The organism is Micromonospora thermarum, assembly GCF_012034245.1.
Classification (GTDB): Bacteria; Actinomycetota; Actinomycetes; order Mycobacteriales; family Micromonosporaceae; genus Micromonospora; species Micromonospora thermarum.
The window spans coordinates 1-14111 of record NZ_JAATEO010000057.1 but is presented as its reverse complement, the minus strand read 5'-3'; the positions used below and the strand labels follow the sequence as shown (position 1 = coordinate 14111).

General features: G+C 71.3%; 16 protein-coding genes, 1 pseudogene and 1 riboswitch. Of the genes and pseudogenes, 7 read left to right on the top strand and 10 right to left on the bottom strand.

Annotated elements, in window-relative coordinates:
• Both HCJ94_RS28410 and HCJ94_RS28405 read right to left on the bottom strand, forming a co-directional pair.
• Window positions 1–819, bottom strand: a pseudogene (locus tag HCJ94_RS28410) (RHS repeat-associated core domain-containing protein); the annotation flags it as partial.
• A 325-nt stretch (window positions 820–1144) separates the two neighbouring features.
• Window positions 1145–1726 (bottom strand): TetR/AcrR family transcriptional regulator, encoded by a 582-nt coding sequence (locus HCJ94_RS28405; RefSeq protein ID WP_168004088.1) that lies wholly within the window; start codon window positions 1724–1726, stop codon window positions 1145–1147.
• A gap of 144 nt (window positions 1727–1870) precedes the next feature.
• On the opposite strand from HCJ94_RS28405, the gene HCJ94_RS28400 reads away from it, so the two are divergent.
• Complete coding sequence (locus HCJ94_RS28400) at window positions 1871–2704, top strand: alpha/beta fold hydrolase (RefSeq protein ID WP_168004087.1); 834 nt, start codon at window positions 1871–1873, stop codon at window positions 2702–2704.
• Window positions 2705–2988: 284 nt separating this feature from the next.
• On the opposite strand, the gene HCJ94_RS28395 is transcribed toward HCJ94_RS28400, so the two are convergent.
• The gene (locus HCJ94_RS28395) at window positions 2989–4191 is read right to left on the bottom strand and encodes an IS110 family RNA-guided transposase (protein WP_168004086.1); all 1203 of its coding nucleotides are present in this window, start codon (window positions 4189–4191) and stop codon (window positions 2989–2991) included.
• Window positions 4192–4403: 212 nt separating this feature from the next.
• Here HCJ94_RS28395 and HCJ94_RS28390 point away from each other — a divergent pair, with 212 nt between their 5' ends.
• The 6 genes from HCJ94_RS28390 (at window position 4404) to HCJ94_RS28370 (ending at window position 8401) form a co-directional block, all read left to right on the top strand.
• Window positions 4404–4691, top strand: coding sequence for a transposase (locus HCJ94_RS28390; protein WP_168004085.1), 288 nt, complete (start codon window positions 4404–4406; stop codon window positions 4689–4691).
• A complete protein-coding gene (locus HCJ94_RS28385; RefSeq protein WP_168004084.1) occupies window positions 4688–5614 on the top strand; it encodes an IS3 family transposase in 927 nt (308 codons plus the stop codon). The genes HCJ94_RS28390 and HCJ94_RS28385 overlap by 4 nt, the downstream gene beginning before the upstream one ends.
• Window positions 5615–5624: 10 nt before the next feature.
• Window positions 5625–6197, top strand: coding sequence for a competence protein CoiA family protein (locus HCJ94_RS30645; protein WP_507236342.1), 573 nt, complete (start codon window positions 5625–5627; stop codon window positions 6195–6197).
• Complete coding sequence (locus tag HCJ94_RS29760; RefSeq protein WP_507236341.1) at window positions 6098–6307, top strand: transposase; 210 nt, start codon at window positions 6098–6100, stop codon at window positions 6305–6307. The genes HCJ94_RS30645 and HCJ94_RS29760 overlap by 100 nt, the downstream gene beginning before the upstream one ends.
• Window positions 6308–6335: 28 nt before the next feature.
• Window positions 6336–6830: a copper resistance CopC family protein gene (locus HCJ94_RS31600; protein ID WP_168004082.1), complete on the top strand. Its 495-nt coding sequence runs from the start codon at window positions 6336–6338 to the stop codon at window positions 6828–6830.
• A 107-nt stretch (window positions 6831–6937) separates the two neighbouring features.
• A complete protein-coding gene (locus HCJ94_RS28370; protein WP_168004081.1) occupies window positions 6938–8401 on the top strand; it encodes a PepSY-associated TM helix domain-containing protein in 1464 nt (487 codons plus the stop codon).
• A 217-nt stretch (window positions 8402–8618) separates the two neighbouring features.
• On the opposite strand, the gene HCJ94_RS28365 is transcribed toward HCJ94_RS28370, so the two are convergent.
• The 7 genes from HCJ94_RS28365 to HCJ94_RS28335 form a co-directional block, all read right to left on the bottom strand.
• Window positions 8619–8981: a hypothetical protein gene (locus tag HCJ94_RS28365; protein WP_168004090.1), complete on the bottom strand. Its 363-nt coding sequence runs from the start codon at window positions 8979–8981 to the stop codon at window positions 8619–8621.
• A 20-nt stretch (window positions 8982–9001) separates the two neighbouring features.
• Window positions 9002–9715, bottom strand: coding sequence for a (2Fe-2S) ferredoxin domain-containing protein (locus HCJ94_RS28360; protein ID WP_168004080.1), 714 nt, complete (start codon window positions 9713–9715; stop codon window positions 9002–9004).
• The gene (locus tag HCJ94_RS28355; protein WP_168004079.1) at window positions 9712–10479 is read right to left on the bottom strand and encodes an ABC transporter ATP-binding protein; all 768 of its coding nucleotides are present in this window, start codon (window positions 10477–10479) and stop codon (window positions 9712–9714) included. Before HCJ94_RS28355 ends, HCJ94_RS28360 begins: the two co-directional genes overlap by 4 nt.
• A complete protein-coding gene (locus HCJ94_RS28350) occupies window positions 10479–11522 on the bottom strand; it encodes a FecCD family ABC transporter permease (protein WP_168004078.1) in 1044 nt (347 codons plus the stop codon). Before HCJ94_RS28350 ends, HCJ94_RS28355 begins: the two co-directional genes overlap by 1 nt.
• Before the next feature lie 59 nt (window positions 11523–11581).
• Complete coding sequence (locus HCJ94_RS28345) at window positions 11582–12595, bottom strand: ABC transporter substrate-binding protein (RefSeq protein WP_205802061.1); 1014 nt, start codon at window positions 12593–12595, stop codon at window positions 11582–11584.
• 29 nt (window positions 12596–12624) lie between these two features.
• Window positions 12625–12807: riboswitch (cobalamin riboswitch) on the bottom strand.
• A 77-nt stretch (window positions 12808–12884) separates the two neighbouring features.
• On the bottom strand, window positions 12885–13145 hold the full coding sequence (locus HCJ94_RS28340; RefSeq protein ID WP_168004077.1) for a superoxide dismutase: 261 nt from the start codon (window positions 13143–13145) through the stop codon (window positions 12885–12887).
• A gap of 1 nt (window position 13146) precedes the next feature.
• Entirely contained in the window at window positions 13147–13761 is a 615-nt protein-coding gene (locus tag HCJ94_RS28335; RefSeq protein ID WP_168004076.1) for a superoxide dismutase, read from the bottom strand.
• Between the last annotated feature and the right edge of the window lie 350 nt (window positions 13762–14111).

Sequence of the window (14111 nt, the reverse complement as noted above, 5' to 3'; positions counted from 1 at the left end):
GTACCAACGGACGCCGACGTCCTGCTTGGTGATCAGGTTGTACGGCCCCCCGGTGGTCGGCGCACCCTCGTCGTAGATGTTCCTCGTGAACGTGCGCCCGCGCACCACGACACCGTCCGGCAGGACGACGTCGTGCTCCGGCTCCAGGGTGTTGGTGAGCCGCTGCCCGTCGGAGGAGTAGATGTTGAGCGTGGAGTGGCTGCGCGCCAGCATGCTCTCCGCTGCCGCGTCGTCGGTCGAGCTGGCATTCAGTGCGCGGACACGGTTGCCGGCAGTCAGCGTCCGGACCGTGTTGCCCCACTGGTCGTACCAGCTGGCGCTGATGTGCCCGCCCGGCGTGGCCGTGTTCACCTCACGCGCGTTCGCGTCCAGGTACGTCACCGTGGCCCGCTCGTAGGACGACGGCAGCGTCCCGGCGGCCGGGTCACCGGTCGGCACCTGGTTGGCCGGGAACACGGCCGTGGCGTCGGTCGGCGCCTCGGTCTGCGCCCAGCGGCTAGTCTGCGCCGGCGACAGGTCGTACGGCGCGCCGGTGCCGGACACCGGCACCTTGTAGACCACCGTCTGGACGGCAGTGCCGGCGGCCAGCGCCGAGCGGGTCACCTTGTGCAGCCGGCCCGCCCCCGGATCGCCCGGGATGGTCGTGTAGCTGAGCTGCCACGGCTCCTCGGCCACCGGCTTGACGACGCTGAGGATCCCGCCCGCCGTGTAGTCGTAGGTCTCCCGGAGCTGCCGGGTGGTGCCGGCGTCGTTCCAGTCGAGCCGCGGGTCCCACACCGCGCGCAGCCGGCCGGCGTTGTCGTACGCGTACCGGGCCATCGGCACCCTCCCAGTGGCCGGGCACAGCACGATCGTCGGCCTCGGCGGGGCGTTCGCCGATCATGATCATGTCCGGGATTCGGCCGGTGTTTCGGGCCGCTGGCGGGCACGGCGGCTGACTCGCCCGGTGCCTCCACGGCGGGCATCAGTGACCGCCCACCGCGGTCCTCAGCCCCACGATGGCCCGAGATCAGCTTGCCTTCCCCGTCCGGTTCCGTCAGAACGGCGGCCGAGATCAGCGGCGGCAGCCTGTGCGGCGCAGTGCCGGCCGCGCGGCGTCCTGAGCCCCGGCCGCCTCTCGGCTCGCCGTGATCCAGGCCGGTTCTCAGTTCGCCGCCTTCCCGGCCAGCGTGGCGTCGATGAGAGTCGCGGCGGCGGCGCGGGCGTGGCCGGCGGCCTCGCTCGTGCCGGCGATGGCGGCTGTGGTCTGCGCCCCCTCGGCGAGGATGGCGAGTTGGAAGGCGAGCGACGCGGGGCCGCCAGTCTCGGCGATGAGTTCGGCGAGACGGGCCTGGAACTGGGCCTTGTGCTCGCGGACGAGGTCGGCGATCCGGGGCGTGCTGGCACCGAGTTCGCCGAACGTGTTGATGAAAACGCAGCCGCGGAAGTCGTCCTCGTCGAACCAGCGGGCCAGCATGTCGTAGACGGCGAGCAGCCTGGCGCGGGGCGTCTCGCCGGTCGCGACGGCCGCCTCGACGAGCTCACTCCACATCTGGCACCGGCGGTGCAGGACCTCCTCGACGAGGCTCTCCTTCGAGGGGAAGAGTTGGTAGAGACGCTTGAGGGAGACGCCGGCCTCGGCCCGTAGGGCATCCATGCCGACCGCCTGGATGCCGCGGCTGTAGTAGAGCCGGTCGGCGACGGCCAGCACCTTCTCGCGGATCGCTTCGTCGGCCTGCGCCGGCATGTTTCCCCTCCTGCTGTTCGGGTCTTGGTGACCACGCTCACGGCGAGAGGCCCGCCGAGGGGCTAGTGCCGAGAACGGTCGTTCTCTAGGCTAACCCACAGATCGGAGAACGGTCGTTCTCCGAACGTGACAGGGGAGGCCGTCATGCCGTACATCACCGTCGGGACCGAGAACAGCACCGCCATCGACCTCTACTACGAGGACCACGGCCAGGGACAGCCCGTCGTGCTCATCCACGGCTACCCCCTCGACGGGCACTCCTGGGAGAAGCAGAGCGCCGCTCTGCTCGACGCCGGTTACCGGGTGATCACCTACGACCGGCGGGGCTTCGGGCAGTCCAGCCAACCCACCGTCGGGTACGACTACGACACCTTCGCGGCCGATCTGCACACCCTGCTGGAGACACTCGACCTGACCAACGTCGTGCTCGTCGGCTTCAGCATGGGCACCGGCGAGGTGGCCCGCTACCTGAGCCGGTACGGCTCCGCCCGCGTCGCCAAGGCCGCCTTCCTGGCCTCGCTGGAGCCGTTCCTCCTGAAGACCGCGGACAACCCCACCGGCGTGCCGCAGGAGGTCTTCGACGGCATCCTCGCCGCCGTCACCGCCGACCGGTACGCCTACTTCACCGACTTCTACCGCAACTTCTACAACACCGACGAGACGCTGGGGAGCAGGCTCTCCGAGGAAGCCCTGCGGAACAGCTGGAACGTCGCCGCCGGCGCCTCCTGGTACGCCTCCAGCGCCGTCGTACCGACCTGGGTCACCGACTTCCGGGCCGACATCGACAAGATCGACGTGCCGGCGCTGATCCTGCACGGCACCGCGGACAACATCCTGCCGATCGACGCCACCGCCCGCGAGTTCCACAAGCGGCTGCCGCAAGCCGACTACGTCGAAATCGCCGGCGCCCCGCACGGCCTGCTCTGGACCCACGCCAGCGAGGTGAACGAGGCACTGTTGGCCTTCCTGGCCGAGTAACGCCAACCAACCGAGGACGGGGCCGCCCCAGTGCGACCCCGTCCCGGTGGCGTCAACGGTGTCGTCATCAGCTACATCGACGGGCGCCCCGAGCAGGCGGACCTACCACCAGCCGCCTTCGAAGCCCTCTACGACCCCACCGAACGCCAGCAGGCCCAGCCGGAAAACCAACCCATCTCGCCGCCATGCCGCGACCCGGGCGTGAGCGCTCGATGCCGACGGCGACGCCGATGAGGCTCAGCGCGCGTGGCAGGAGGTCTTCGGGCGGCAGCCTAATGACTGAGTCAAGCCGCGAGAGGGTGATCGAGTCGGTAGGGCTGTCGGGTGCGCAGGAGGGCGTGCAGGACGTTGATGCGTCGGCGGGCCAGGGCGATGAGGGCTTGGTGGTGTCGTTTGCCTTCTGCGCGTTTGCGGTCGTAGAAGGCGCGGCTGGCCGGGTCGCGTTGCAGGGCGCAGAACGCCGATTGGTAGAAGACCCGTTTGAGGGTTTTGTCGCCGCTGGTGGCGCGGCGCAGGTAGTGGACCTTGCCGGACTGGTGCAGGACTGGTGCGAGGCCGGCGGCGCTGGCGAGTTGGTCACCGGTGGCAAAACGGGTGATGCCGCCTGCCACGGCGAGGAACTCGGCGGTGAGGGTGGCCCCCATCCCGGGCAGGGACTGGATGAGGGCCGCGTCAGGGTGGCGGTCGAGAACCTTGAGGATCCGCTTGTCCAGGTCGGCGAGCTTGTCCCGGCAGGCGAGTGCCTCGCGGGCGAGGTCGCGGACGATGTCCGCGGCGACCGTCTCGCCGGGCACCGTGACGTGTTGGGCGCCGGCGGCGGTCAGTGCCTTGTCGACCAGGGCGTCGATCACGGTGCTGTTGTGCCGGCCGGTGGTGCGCAGGTACTCGCTGATGCGGCGTCGGCCGGCTCGGCGGATCTCGGCCGGGGTGACATAGCGGGCCAACAGCGCCGCGTCGACTTTGTGGGTGGGGTCGACGACGCGTTCCAGACCGGGATGAATCGAGGCGAGCAGATCCCGCAGCCGGCTGATGCGGCGGGTCTGGTCGACCACCAGTTCCCGGCGGCGGCCCACCAGCAGCCGCAGCTCGCTGTCGGCTTCGGTGGCCGGTTCGACGGGACGCAGTTCGTCTGCGCGCAGCCGGATCTGATCGGCGATGACCTTGGCGTCGCGCGGGTCCGACTTGTGCTCACCCCCGCGGGTGCCACGGCGAGCCCGGTTGACCGCAAGACCGGAGACATGCACCAGGCGCAGGCCGGCGTCGACCAGCATGACCTGCAGCAGGCCGGCGATGCCACCGAGCACGTCGATGGCGACCGTGGCCGGCCCGTGCTCGGCCTGCGCGGCTCGGATGTCGTCGATGAGCACCTGGATCGCCGACGGATCGTTGTCGACTTTCCGGCTCGCCAGGACCCGTCCCGTCTCGCTGTGCACGAGCGCAGCCCAGTGGAACTCCTTGGCCACGTCCACACCAACCGCGACCGCCATCTGACTCCCTTCTCCCGTCGCGGACACGCGCACGCTCTTGCCGCCGTCAACGCCCTACACAGCGATCAACCGCAAAGCCCAATCAGCAGTCAGCAAGAGCAGACGAGACAGGCGGCGATGTGAGCCACCCCCGCTTTCATGGAGCTTCTTGACCATGGTCTGATGGCCGTGGGGGAGGAAGTCGTCCGTGGCAGCACCGAAGAAGTACCCCGATGAGCTTCGTCAGCGCGCTGTGCGCCTGTACCCGCGAGTCGGACCCGAAGCCCGTCATCCGGCGCCTGGCCGAGCAGCTTGGCGTGCATCACGAGGCGCTCAGGAACTGGATCCGGCAGGCCGAGGCTGACGCCGACGAGCGTCACGACCGGCCGACCAGCGAGATGGCTGAGGAGAACCGCCGGCTGCGCAGGGAAGTCACCGAGCTGCGGCGGGCGAACGAAATCCTGAAGGCTGCGAGCGCGTATTTCGCGGCGGAGCTCGACCCGACCCGGCGACGGTCATGAGGTTCATCCACGAACATCGTGACCAGTTCGCGGTCGCGCTCCTGCTACGGGTCCTGAACATCGGCGCCTCGACCTACTACGCGTGGGTCAGGCAGGCCGAGCAGCCCTGTGACCGGGACGTGGTCGACCTGGGGCTGATCTCCAACATCTACGATATCTGGGAGACGTCCGGGCGCGCCTACGGCGCGGACCGGGTCCACCGGCAGCTACGCCGTGACGGCATCCGCGTGGGCCGCAAGCGGGTGGAGCGGTTGATGGCCGGCCAGGGCTGGCAGGGGGCGTTCCTGCGTCGAGGCTGGCGCGGCGGCTCCACCCGACAGGACCCCCGGCACACGCCGGCACCGGATCTGGTCAACCGACAGTTCACCGCGACCGGCCCGAACCGCCTGTGGGTCGCCGACGCCACCCGCATCCCCTGCGGCGAGGGCGTGTTCTGGCTCGCCGCAGTCCGCGATGCGTTCTCCCGCCGGATCGTCGGGTGGAAGACGTCTGACCGCTGCGACACCGACTTGATCCTCGCCGCCCTCGAATACGGCATCTGGTCGCGCGACGTCCGCGACGGCCAATTGATCCACCACTCGGACAGAGGATCGAACTATACGTCTTTCCGCTTCGCGGAACGCTTGCAGGACAACGGGATCCTGCCCTCGATGGGTTCCGTCGGCGACAGCTACGACAACGCGCTCATGGAGAACTTCTGGTCGACGTTGAAGATCGAACTCGTCTACCGCACCTCGTGGCGGACCCGCGACGAGGCCGAGAACGCGATCTTCGCCTACATCGACGGCTGGTACAACACCCGCCGCATCCAGAAGGAACTGGGCTACCTCAGCCCGAACGAGTACGAGAACGCCTGGCACAGCCGCCAGACCGAACCAGCCGAACCACCTATCACCACCCCTGCACCAGCCGGCAGCAGGTAACCACCGCTCCATGAAAGCGGGGGGAACTCACATGGCGTTCGCGGCGATCCACCCTGAGGCCGGCCGCATCGACGCCACCCTGCCCGACCTAGGGTGCGGGCTGACTTGGGCGGCAGTGCACAAGACCCGGCCGCGGGTCGCGTTGCGCTGCCCCGAGTGCGGGTATGGCGTACACGCTAAGGTCTCCACCCGCAAGCTGCGCTACTTCGCCCACGACCCCGGCCGCCCCGCCGACTGCGCCTGGCTGAACGAATCCCTGGAGCACCACCTGCTCAAGCTGGAACTGGCCACCGCGGTGCGGGCCGCCGACTGGCATGCCGAGATGGAGGTCCGCGCCTCTGACGGCACCTGGCGCGCCGACGTACTCGCCTCCTCCCACGACGGCACCCGGCACATCGCCTGGGAAGCCCAACTATCGCCCATCACCAGCGAGGACATTCAGGAGCGCACGGAGCGGTACCGGTCGTCTGCTCCACCAACGCCATCGAGTCCGTCAACGCCCGCATCCGCCGCGCCGTCCGCGCCCGCGGCCACTTTCCCAACGAAGCCGCCGCGCTCAAGTGCGTCTACCTGGCGATCATGAGCCTGGACCCGACCGGGCAGGGCCGCCGGCGCTGGACATCGCGCTGGAAGCCCGCCCTCAACGCCTTCGACATCGCTTTCGAAGGCCGCCTGTCCGCAGGCCGCAAGTAGTCCTCAGAACCGTGGACACACCGTTCATTTGACAGTCCCGGCCCTGGCCAACGGCACCTACACCGTCGCCTACCGGGTCGTCTCCGCCGACGGGCACCCGGTGCAGGGCTCGTACCGGTTCACCGTCGCCGACCCCACCGCCACCGCCAGCCCCGACGCGCCCGCGCCGGTCACCCCGGCCGCCGCCGTGCCATCCACCACGGCGACCAGCCCCACCGCGGCGAGCCCCGCCGCCGCAGCCCGCGACTCCGACGACGGGCCCGGGGCGCTGATTCTGATCGGCGGCGGGATCCTCCTGGTCATGATCATCGCTGCCGGAGCCGTCATCGTGATGCGCCGACGGTCCACCCGGAATCCTGACCGGGCCGCCGACCGCGCCGAGGCCACCGGCGAGACCGACGACCTCGCCCGCTGCAACGCCCTCCTCGCGGCTGCCGCAGGCGCGGGCCGAGCGGCGGGACATTCCGACATCGCGCCGGAGGGCGGCCCGGTCGACTCGCGCGGGCAACCGGGAACTTTCTGAGGCCCCCGGCCGACTACTCGACCGGGAGACGGCGACCGGGCAGCCCATGGCTCGACGGGCACGAGCCACCCCGACCCGCAAACCTTCATTTCCGATCGGAGTAGTGGATGTCCGTGACCGAACTGTCCGGCGATCGCCCGCCGGAGTCCGCTGCCGCGCCGGACACCGAGCGACCCGCACGCCGGCCCACGCCGCTCGCAGCGATGCTGACCCGGCTGCACTTCTACGCCGGCATCCTGGTCGCCCCGTTCCTGCTGGTCGCCGCCCTCACCGGCCTCGCGTACACGATCACCCCGCAACTGGACCAGGCGCTCTACGGCGACCAGCTCACCGTCGCCGCCGTCGGGGATCAGCCCAAGCCCCTCGCCGAGCAGGTCACCGCGGCCCGGGCCGCACACCCCGACGGCACTATCGCCGCCGTGGCACGCGGTGCCGGCGACCGGACCACGCAGGTGGTGTTCTCCCAGCCGGACTTGGGCGACAAGCAGCACACCGTCTACGTCGACCCGTACACCGGCGAGGTCAAGGGGCAGCTCACCACCTGGTTCGGGTCCACTCCGGCCACCACCTGGCTGGACGGCCTGCACCGCAACCTGCACCTTGGTGACCTGGGCCGGCACTACTCCGAGATTGCAGCCAGTTGGCTGTGGGTCCTGGTCCTCGGCGGCATCATCCTGTGGTGGCCTCGACGCAGCGCCACCCGCGCCAGGGCGAAGCACCTGCTCGTGCCGGACCTGTCCGTCCGCAGGGGGGTTCGCCGTACGCGGGGCTGGCACGCCACCACCGGCGTCTGGCTGGCCGTCGGCCTGCTGTTCCTGTCCGCCACCGGTCTGACCTGGTCCCGGTACGCCGGCGCGAACTTCGGCGCCGGCCTGGACGCCCTCCAGGCCAGCAGACCACAGATCTCCACCACCCTCGACGGCGCGCCCCCGGCCACCAGCGGTGGTGAGCACCAGCACGGCGGAGCATCCGCCGGCGCAGAGAGCGACCCGGCGACCTACGACAAGGTGCTGGCCACCGCTCGCAGCGCTGGCCTTTCCGGTCCGGTGGAGATCAGTCCCGCCGCGGAACCCGGCATGGCGTGGACCGTCGCCCAGACCGACAACACCTGGCCCGTCGCCAGGGACCGGATCGCGGTCAACCCGGCCGCCGGCACCGTCACCGCCCGCAGCGACTTCGCCGACTGGCCACTGCTCGCCCAACTCAGCAGCCTCGGCATCCAGGCCCACATGGGGATCCTGTTCGGGCCGGTCAACCAGATCCTGCTCGCCGCGCTCGCCCTCGGCCTGCTCTGCGTCATCGTCTGGGGCTACCGCATGTGGTGGCAGCGCCGGCCCACCCGCGCCGACCGCCGCGCCCCGCTCGGCGCTCCGCCCGCCCGCGGCGGAGTCCGAGGGCTTCCGTGGTGGGCACTGCTGCTCGGCGTGCCGGTCACCGTGGCCGTGGGCTGGGCGCTGCCCTGGTTCGGCGTCACCCTGCTCGGCTTCCTCGTCGTCGACCTGATCCTCGGCGTGATCGCCCGCCGACGGCGACGGTCCGTACCCGTCTCGTCGTCCTCCACTGTCAGCTGATCCCTGGTAGTCCGGCCGGGCCGCGGCCAGGCTGGACGACCGAGTCGTCGGCTCCGGCCGGTCGTGCGTCTTCCGGTGGGTCGGAACCGCTACCACGCGGTGTGCCCGGCCCTCGCCGCCGCTGGTCGACGCGGATGCGTCCGACGACGTCCTGATCCGGTCCGACCCATCACCTACCGTCCAGCGGACGCTACGAGGAAGGAAGCCGGAACATGCATTAAGGACCGGATCCAGTCGACCGGTCCGGCACGGCGCGTCCCGGGGTGACCACCGACAGCTCCAGCAGAGCGGGCAGCGGCGTGACGCCCGGCCCACCGAGACGGACCCAGCCGGCGATGTCATCGACCACCTCGTCGCCGAGGACCAGACCAAACCAGACCGGCCGAGACCCGGCCCGGCGCGCCGCCCGGGTCGGGTGGACGACGACCACGTTGGACTGCGCGCACAGGTCGAGGCAGGTGCTGACCCGGACCCGATGGGGCGCCGGCAGCGCCTCGCGTAGGCGTCGCACCTGCCCGTCGTGGTCGACGGCCGGATGCTTGCCCTCATCGCCGCAACAGCAGTCCCGGCAGACGGTCACGAGACAGCCGTCCGCGTCCGTCATGTGCTGCTCCTCGGTCGTCGGCCGTCGACGGGCTGCCCCCGCCGGAGATGGTCATCGGCGATGCGGGTGGCGAGGTCCGCGTCGACGTGCGGGTACCAGGTGTCGTCTGGGTGCACGACGACCAGCGGGCCGAGATTGCAGGGGAACAGGCAGCCGGTGGCGGTGACCAGTACGTCGTCGTCGCCCAGACGGTGCACGGCGAGCCGGCGGGTGAGGGTGTCCGTGACCTCATGCGCACCGTAGGCGGTGCAGCGGGGTCCGCGGCAGACCAGGACGTGGTGGCGGTGCCGGGGAACGGTCGACCAGGCGGCGCTGCGGAACGGGCCCGGCGCGCCGGCCAGCGGCTGGTGCGTGCCGGCGATCGCTTCGGCGAGCGCGGTGACCAGCGCGGGCTGCACGGCCAGGGGCGCGGTGACCGACACCGGCGGCGGATCGTCCTGCCTGGCCGCCCAGTGGGCGTGTGCGCGGCGGATCCAGGTGTCGAGGTACCGGTCGGGCGGCAGGTGTGTCGGCACCAGCAGCACCTCGCCGGCTCCGTCGGTGACGGCGGTGTCGAGCGCGTCGTGCAGCGACGGCGCGGCACCGTCGAGGAAGCACGCCGACACGGGCGCGCCGAGTGCCGCACGGAGGTCGGCGGCGAGGCGGCGCACGGTGTCGTGGCCCGCGGTGTGGGTGACGGCGCGGGCCACCAACAGCACGTGCCGGGTCATGACGCGGGCGGGTGATAGGTGATGGTGGGACTCCCGGTCGCCGGATGCGGCACGACATCGGCGTGGACGCCGTACACGTCGGCGAGCAGTTGCGGGGTGAGGACCTCGGCGGGCGCGCCGGCGGCGACGACCCGCCCGGCGGCCAGGACGACCACCGTGTCGCAGAACATGGCGGCGAGGTTGAGGTCGTGCAGCGCGGCGAGGGTGGTGATTCCGGCGCGGCGGACCAGGTGCAGCAGGTGCAGCTGGTGGCCGATGTCGAGGTGGTTGGTGGGCTCGTCGAGCAGCAGCAGGCGCGGTTGCTGGGCGAGCGCGCGAGCGAGCTGCACCCGCTGCCGTTCCCCACCGGAGAGGGTGTGCCAGCGGCGGTCGGCGTACCCGTCGAGGTCGACGCGGGCGAGCGCGTCGTCGGCGGCGGCACGGTCGGCGGCGCTGTCGGACCACCGCGAGCGGCGGTGCGGGGTACGCCCGAGCAGCACCACCTCGATGGCGGTCAGGTCGAGGTCGGTGTCGGCGTGCTGGGCCAGCAGCGCGGCCCGCCGGGCCAGCGTGGCCCGGGAGAGCGTGGCGACATCGTCACCGCCGACCGTCACCCGCCCGGCGTCTGGTGTGGTGAGTCGGGCGATGACACGCAGCAGGGTGGTCTTGCCGCAGCCGTTGGGGCCGAGCAGCCCGACAAGGCTGCCCGCCGGAACCCTGCAGGTGACGTCGTCGAGGATCTGGCGGGCGCCGGCCGACCGGAAGACGCCGGTGACGGTGAGCATCAGCGGCCTACCTCCCGTCGGCGCAGCAGCATCACGAAGGCGGGCACGCCGAGCAGCGCGGTCAGCACGCCCACCGGCAGTTCCCGGGGCGCGAACAGGGTCCGCGCGGCGGTGTCCACCCAGACCAGGAAGATCGCGCCGGCGATGACGACGGCCGGCAGCAGCCGCCGGTGGTCGGCTCCGGTAAGGAAGCGCACGGCGTGCGGCAGGATCAACCCGACGAAGCCGACGGCGCCGCTGACGGCGACCAGTGCCGCGGTGAGCAGCGCGGTGGCGACCAGCAGCAGCCACCGTACCCGGGTGACCGGGACGCCGAGGGTCGCCGCGGCGTCCTCGCCGAAGGCGAAGGCGTTGAGGGTGCGGGCGTGGACCGCCAGCAGGACGAGCACGGCGGCCAGGACCGGTGCGGCCCAGGCCAGGGCCGCCCAGTCGACGCGGGCCAGCGAACCGGAGAGCCAGAAGGTGATGCTCTGGGTGGCGTGCGGGTCGGCGACCCAGATGATGACGAACGAGGTCGCCGCCGCGCACAGCTGGGCGACGGCCACCCCGGCCAGCACCACCTTGGTCGGGGCGAGGACGGCGCGCCGGCCCGACACCGTGACCACGACGGCGAACGCCGCGAGCGCGCCGGCGAACGCTCCTCCGGTGAGGGCGGCGACCCCGCTCCCGAGGCCGACGACGAGGACCGCCACCGCGCCGAGCGACGCCCCGGAGGACACCCCGAGCAGGTATGGATCAGCCAGGGAGTTGCGGGTGAGTGTCTGCATCACCGCGCCGACCGCGGCCAGTCCTCCCCCGACCGCGGCAGCGCCGAACACGCGCGGCAGGCGCAGCCGCCAGACGATGTGCTCGCGCAGCAGCGGCACGTCGGCGTCGCCGAGACGCAGGCGGTCGGCCACCACCGCCCACACCGTCGACACCGAGATGTCGGCCGGCCCGACGGTGACGGCGGCGCCGATCGACCCGACCAGAGCCGCGAGCAGCAGGACCAGCAGCGTCCCGGTGTTCAACCGGCGGCGGAGGTCCTCGGCGGCAGCTGCCATCCCGACGCGGCCGGTCCCGACTCTGTGGCCGGTGGATGCGGTGCCGTCGGTCCTGGCGGTCAGCGGTCCGCTCCGGGAAGCTGTGCCACTCCCTCGGCGAGCGCCTCGATTCCCCGCACCACCCGCACACCGGCCGAGGTGGACGAGAACGGGATGACCACGAACCGCTGCCCGACCACCGCGGGCAGGTCCTTCAGCGTGGGATGCCGGGTCAGGAACGCCTTCTTCGCGGCGGCCCGGTCCCAGCTCGCGTCGACCAGCACGATCACGTCGGGGTCCCGCTCGATGGCCGCCTCCCAGCTGGTGTCGGCCCAGCTCCCGGCGAGGTCGCCGAAGGTGTTGCGGACTCCCACGGCCGACATGATCATGTTGGGGCTGCCGCAGCAGGCGCCCACGCTCGGCGCGTCCGTGCCGGCGTCCCACCACAGCACCGACACCTTCCGCGCGTCGCGGAGCCGGGCGGCGGCCGCGGCGATCCGGGCCCGCTGGTCGGTGATGAGCTTCTCGGCCCGCTCCGGCACGCCGAAGACGGCGGCGACGTCCCGGATCTCGGCGAAGACGTCGTCGACGGTCAGCGTGGCCGGGCGGTGCGGCTTCGGGCAGCCGGCCGGCGACAGGTACGTCCCGACGCCGAGCCCGGCGAGGTCGGCCCGGTCACCGACGCCCTCGTCCCCGAAGGCGCTGTGGAACGAGGCGTAGACGAAGTCCGGCTCCGCGTCGAGCAGCGCCTCCTTCGACGGATACTTCTCCGACAACACCGGGACCGAGGCGTACGCGGCGGCGTGCTCGGGCAGGATCGCGTCGTCCAGGTACGCCGTGCCGGCCATCCGGTCGGCCAAGCCGAGCGCCAGCATGATCTCGGTGGCGGGCTGGTTCAGGGTGACCGCCCGCTTCGGCGGCGCGGCGACGGTCACGGGCGTGCCGCAGTTCATCAGCGCAGCGGGCGCCGCCGACGCCGTGGTCGCGGCGGTGGGTGCGTCGTCCGTGGCGCAACCGGCGAGCAGGACGAGCACGATGGACAGTGGCGCGGCAACGCGCCGGGACAGGGTGGACCGCATCGCGCGCACGCGCATCGGGACCGCCTTCCAGCACCTCGTGGACGGGTCATTGCAGTGCCGTGGCCGGTCTCCTGGCTGACGGGAGGTGCGTCCGAAGCCGGCCTTCCCAGGCGCATGGCGCCCAGTGACCTCGCAAGCGACGAGGGCCGCGGACTTCCCGATCACAGTGGCGAGGGCCGCACCGGTATCGCACCGGCTTCCCGAACACCACGGCAGCGTCACCCTAGCCCGCCGCCCGCCTCCTCGTCACGGTGACGAATACCATCGAGATCATCGGACCGGACCGTCCTGTAGACGGGCTCGCTCAGATCGGCGGGGACTGCGCGGCGTCGGCCACGAGCAGCGTCAGCTCCCGGACCAGGTCGTCCAGGCACTGTCCGGTCTGGGCGCGGACGAGGTCGAGCGCGAGGTCGGCGAGCAGGTAGAAGCCGAGACTCCGGGCCTGCTCCGAGTCGAACGCGGCCAGGAGTTCCTCCGCGCCGGCGAGGTCACCGCGCCGTCGGGCGGCGATGACCCCGGCGGCGCGTTGAACGAGGTCGACGGCGGCCGGGACCGGTCCCGTCACGTCAGGGCTTCGGGGTGGCGGCGCGGACGGCGTCGAAGCGGGCCGTGACGTCGGCCCAGTTGACCAGGTTCCACAGCCGATCGACGTAGTCCGGGCGGACGTTGCGGTACTGCAGGTAGTAGGCGTGCTCCCAGGCATCGAACACCAGCAGCGGCGTCGATCCCTGCCCGACGTTGCCGTGATGGTCGTAGACCTGCTCCACGATCAGTCGCTGCCCCAGCGGCTCCCACGCGAGAACACCCCAGCCGGAGCCCTGCACGCTCTTCGTCGCCGCCGACAGCTGCCCGGCGAAGCCCTCGAACGAGCCGAAGTACTCGTCGATCGCCGCGGCCAGTTCTCCGTCCGGCCGGTCACCGCCGTCGGGGGACAGGTTGTTCCAGAAGATGGAGTGCAGCACGTGCCCGGACAGGTTGAACGCGAACGTCTTCTCCAACCCGACCAGCGCCGCGAAGTCGCCCTTGTCGCGGGCATCGGCGAGCTGTTCCAGGGCGTCGTTGCTGCCCTTGACGTACGCGGCGTGGTGCTTGCTGTGGTGCAGCTCCAGGATCTCTCCGGACATCGCCGGCTCCAGGGCACCGTAGTCGTACGGCATGTCGGGCAGCGAGTAGACACCCACCAGCAGCTCCTCAAAACGCTCATCGGCCACGAAGCGGTCGGGCGCCCCAGCGGAGGTACTGATCATCGCGTGGCCGGGACGCCCGGCCCCTGATGCAAGTCTTACGCAATTGCCAATTAGTTGCAAGAACCGCTCTTCGGGTTGACACGCACACCGCCATCGCCGACGAAACCCCTGCGCCCGCCTGAAGACGCAACAGCCGCACGTGAAGCAGGCCGGCGAGAAGTCAAGGACGCCTTCAAGAGTTGACCCGGCCCCGGACCGCGCAGTGTGCGGCGCGGTGAGATGACATGCGACGGCCACGGCGGTGCTTTCCGTCGTGGCCGTCGTCCGGCGGAGCGCGGCTGGCG

Excerpts from the sequence above, each read along its gene's own strand:
- HCJ94_RS28405 (WP_168004088.1), bottom strand. The coding sequence starts at position 1,726 with ATGCCGGCGCAGGCCGACGAAGCGATCCGCGAGAAGGTGCTGGCCGTC.
- HCJ94_RS28400 (WP_168004087.1), top strand. The coding sequence starts at position 1,871 with ATGCCGTACATCACCGTCGGGACCGAGAACAGCACCGCCATCGACCTC.
- HCJ94_RS28395 (WP_168004086.1), bottom strand. The coding sequence starts at position 4,191 with ATGGCGGTCGCGGTTGGTGTGGACGTGGCCAAGGAGTTCCACTGGGCT.
- HCJ94_RS28390 (WP_168004085.1), top strand. The coding sequence starts at position 4,404 with ATGAGCTTCGTCAGCGCGCTGTGCGCCTGTACCCGCGAGTCGGACCCG.
- HCJ94_RS28385 (WP_168004084.1), top strand. The coding sequence starts at position 4,688 with ATGAGGTTCATCCACGAACATCGTGACCAGTTCGCGGTCGCGCTCCTG.
- HCJ94_RS30645 (WP_507236342.1), top strand. The coding sequence starts at position 5,625 with ATGAAAGCGGGGGGAACTCACATGGCGTTCGCGGCGATCCACCCTGAG.
- HCJ94_RS28370 (WP_168004081.1), top strand. The coding sequence starts at position 6,938 with ATGTCCGTGACCGAACTGTCCGGCGATCGCCCGCCGGAGTCCGCTGCC.
- HCJ94_RS28360 (WP_168004080.1), bottom strand. The coding sequence starts at position 9,715 with ATGACCCGGCACGTGCTGTTGGTGGCCCGCGCCGTCACCCACACCGCG.
- HCJ94_RS28355 (WP_168004079.1), bottom strand. The coding sequence starts at position 10,479 with ATGCTCACCGTCACCGGCGTCTTCCGGTCGGCCGGCGCCCGCCAGATC.
- HCJ94_RS28350 (WP_168004078.1), bottom strand. The coding sequence starts at position 11,522 with ATGGCAGCTGCCGCCGAGGACCTCCGCCGCCGGTTGAACACCGGGACG.
- HCJ94_RS28345 (WP_205802061.1), bottom strand. The coding sequence starts at position 12,595 with ATGCGCGTGCGCGCGATGCGGTCCACCCTGTCCCGGCGCGTTGCCGCG.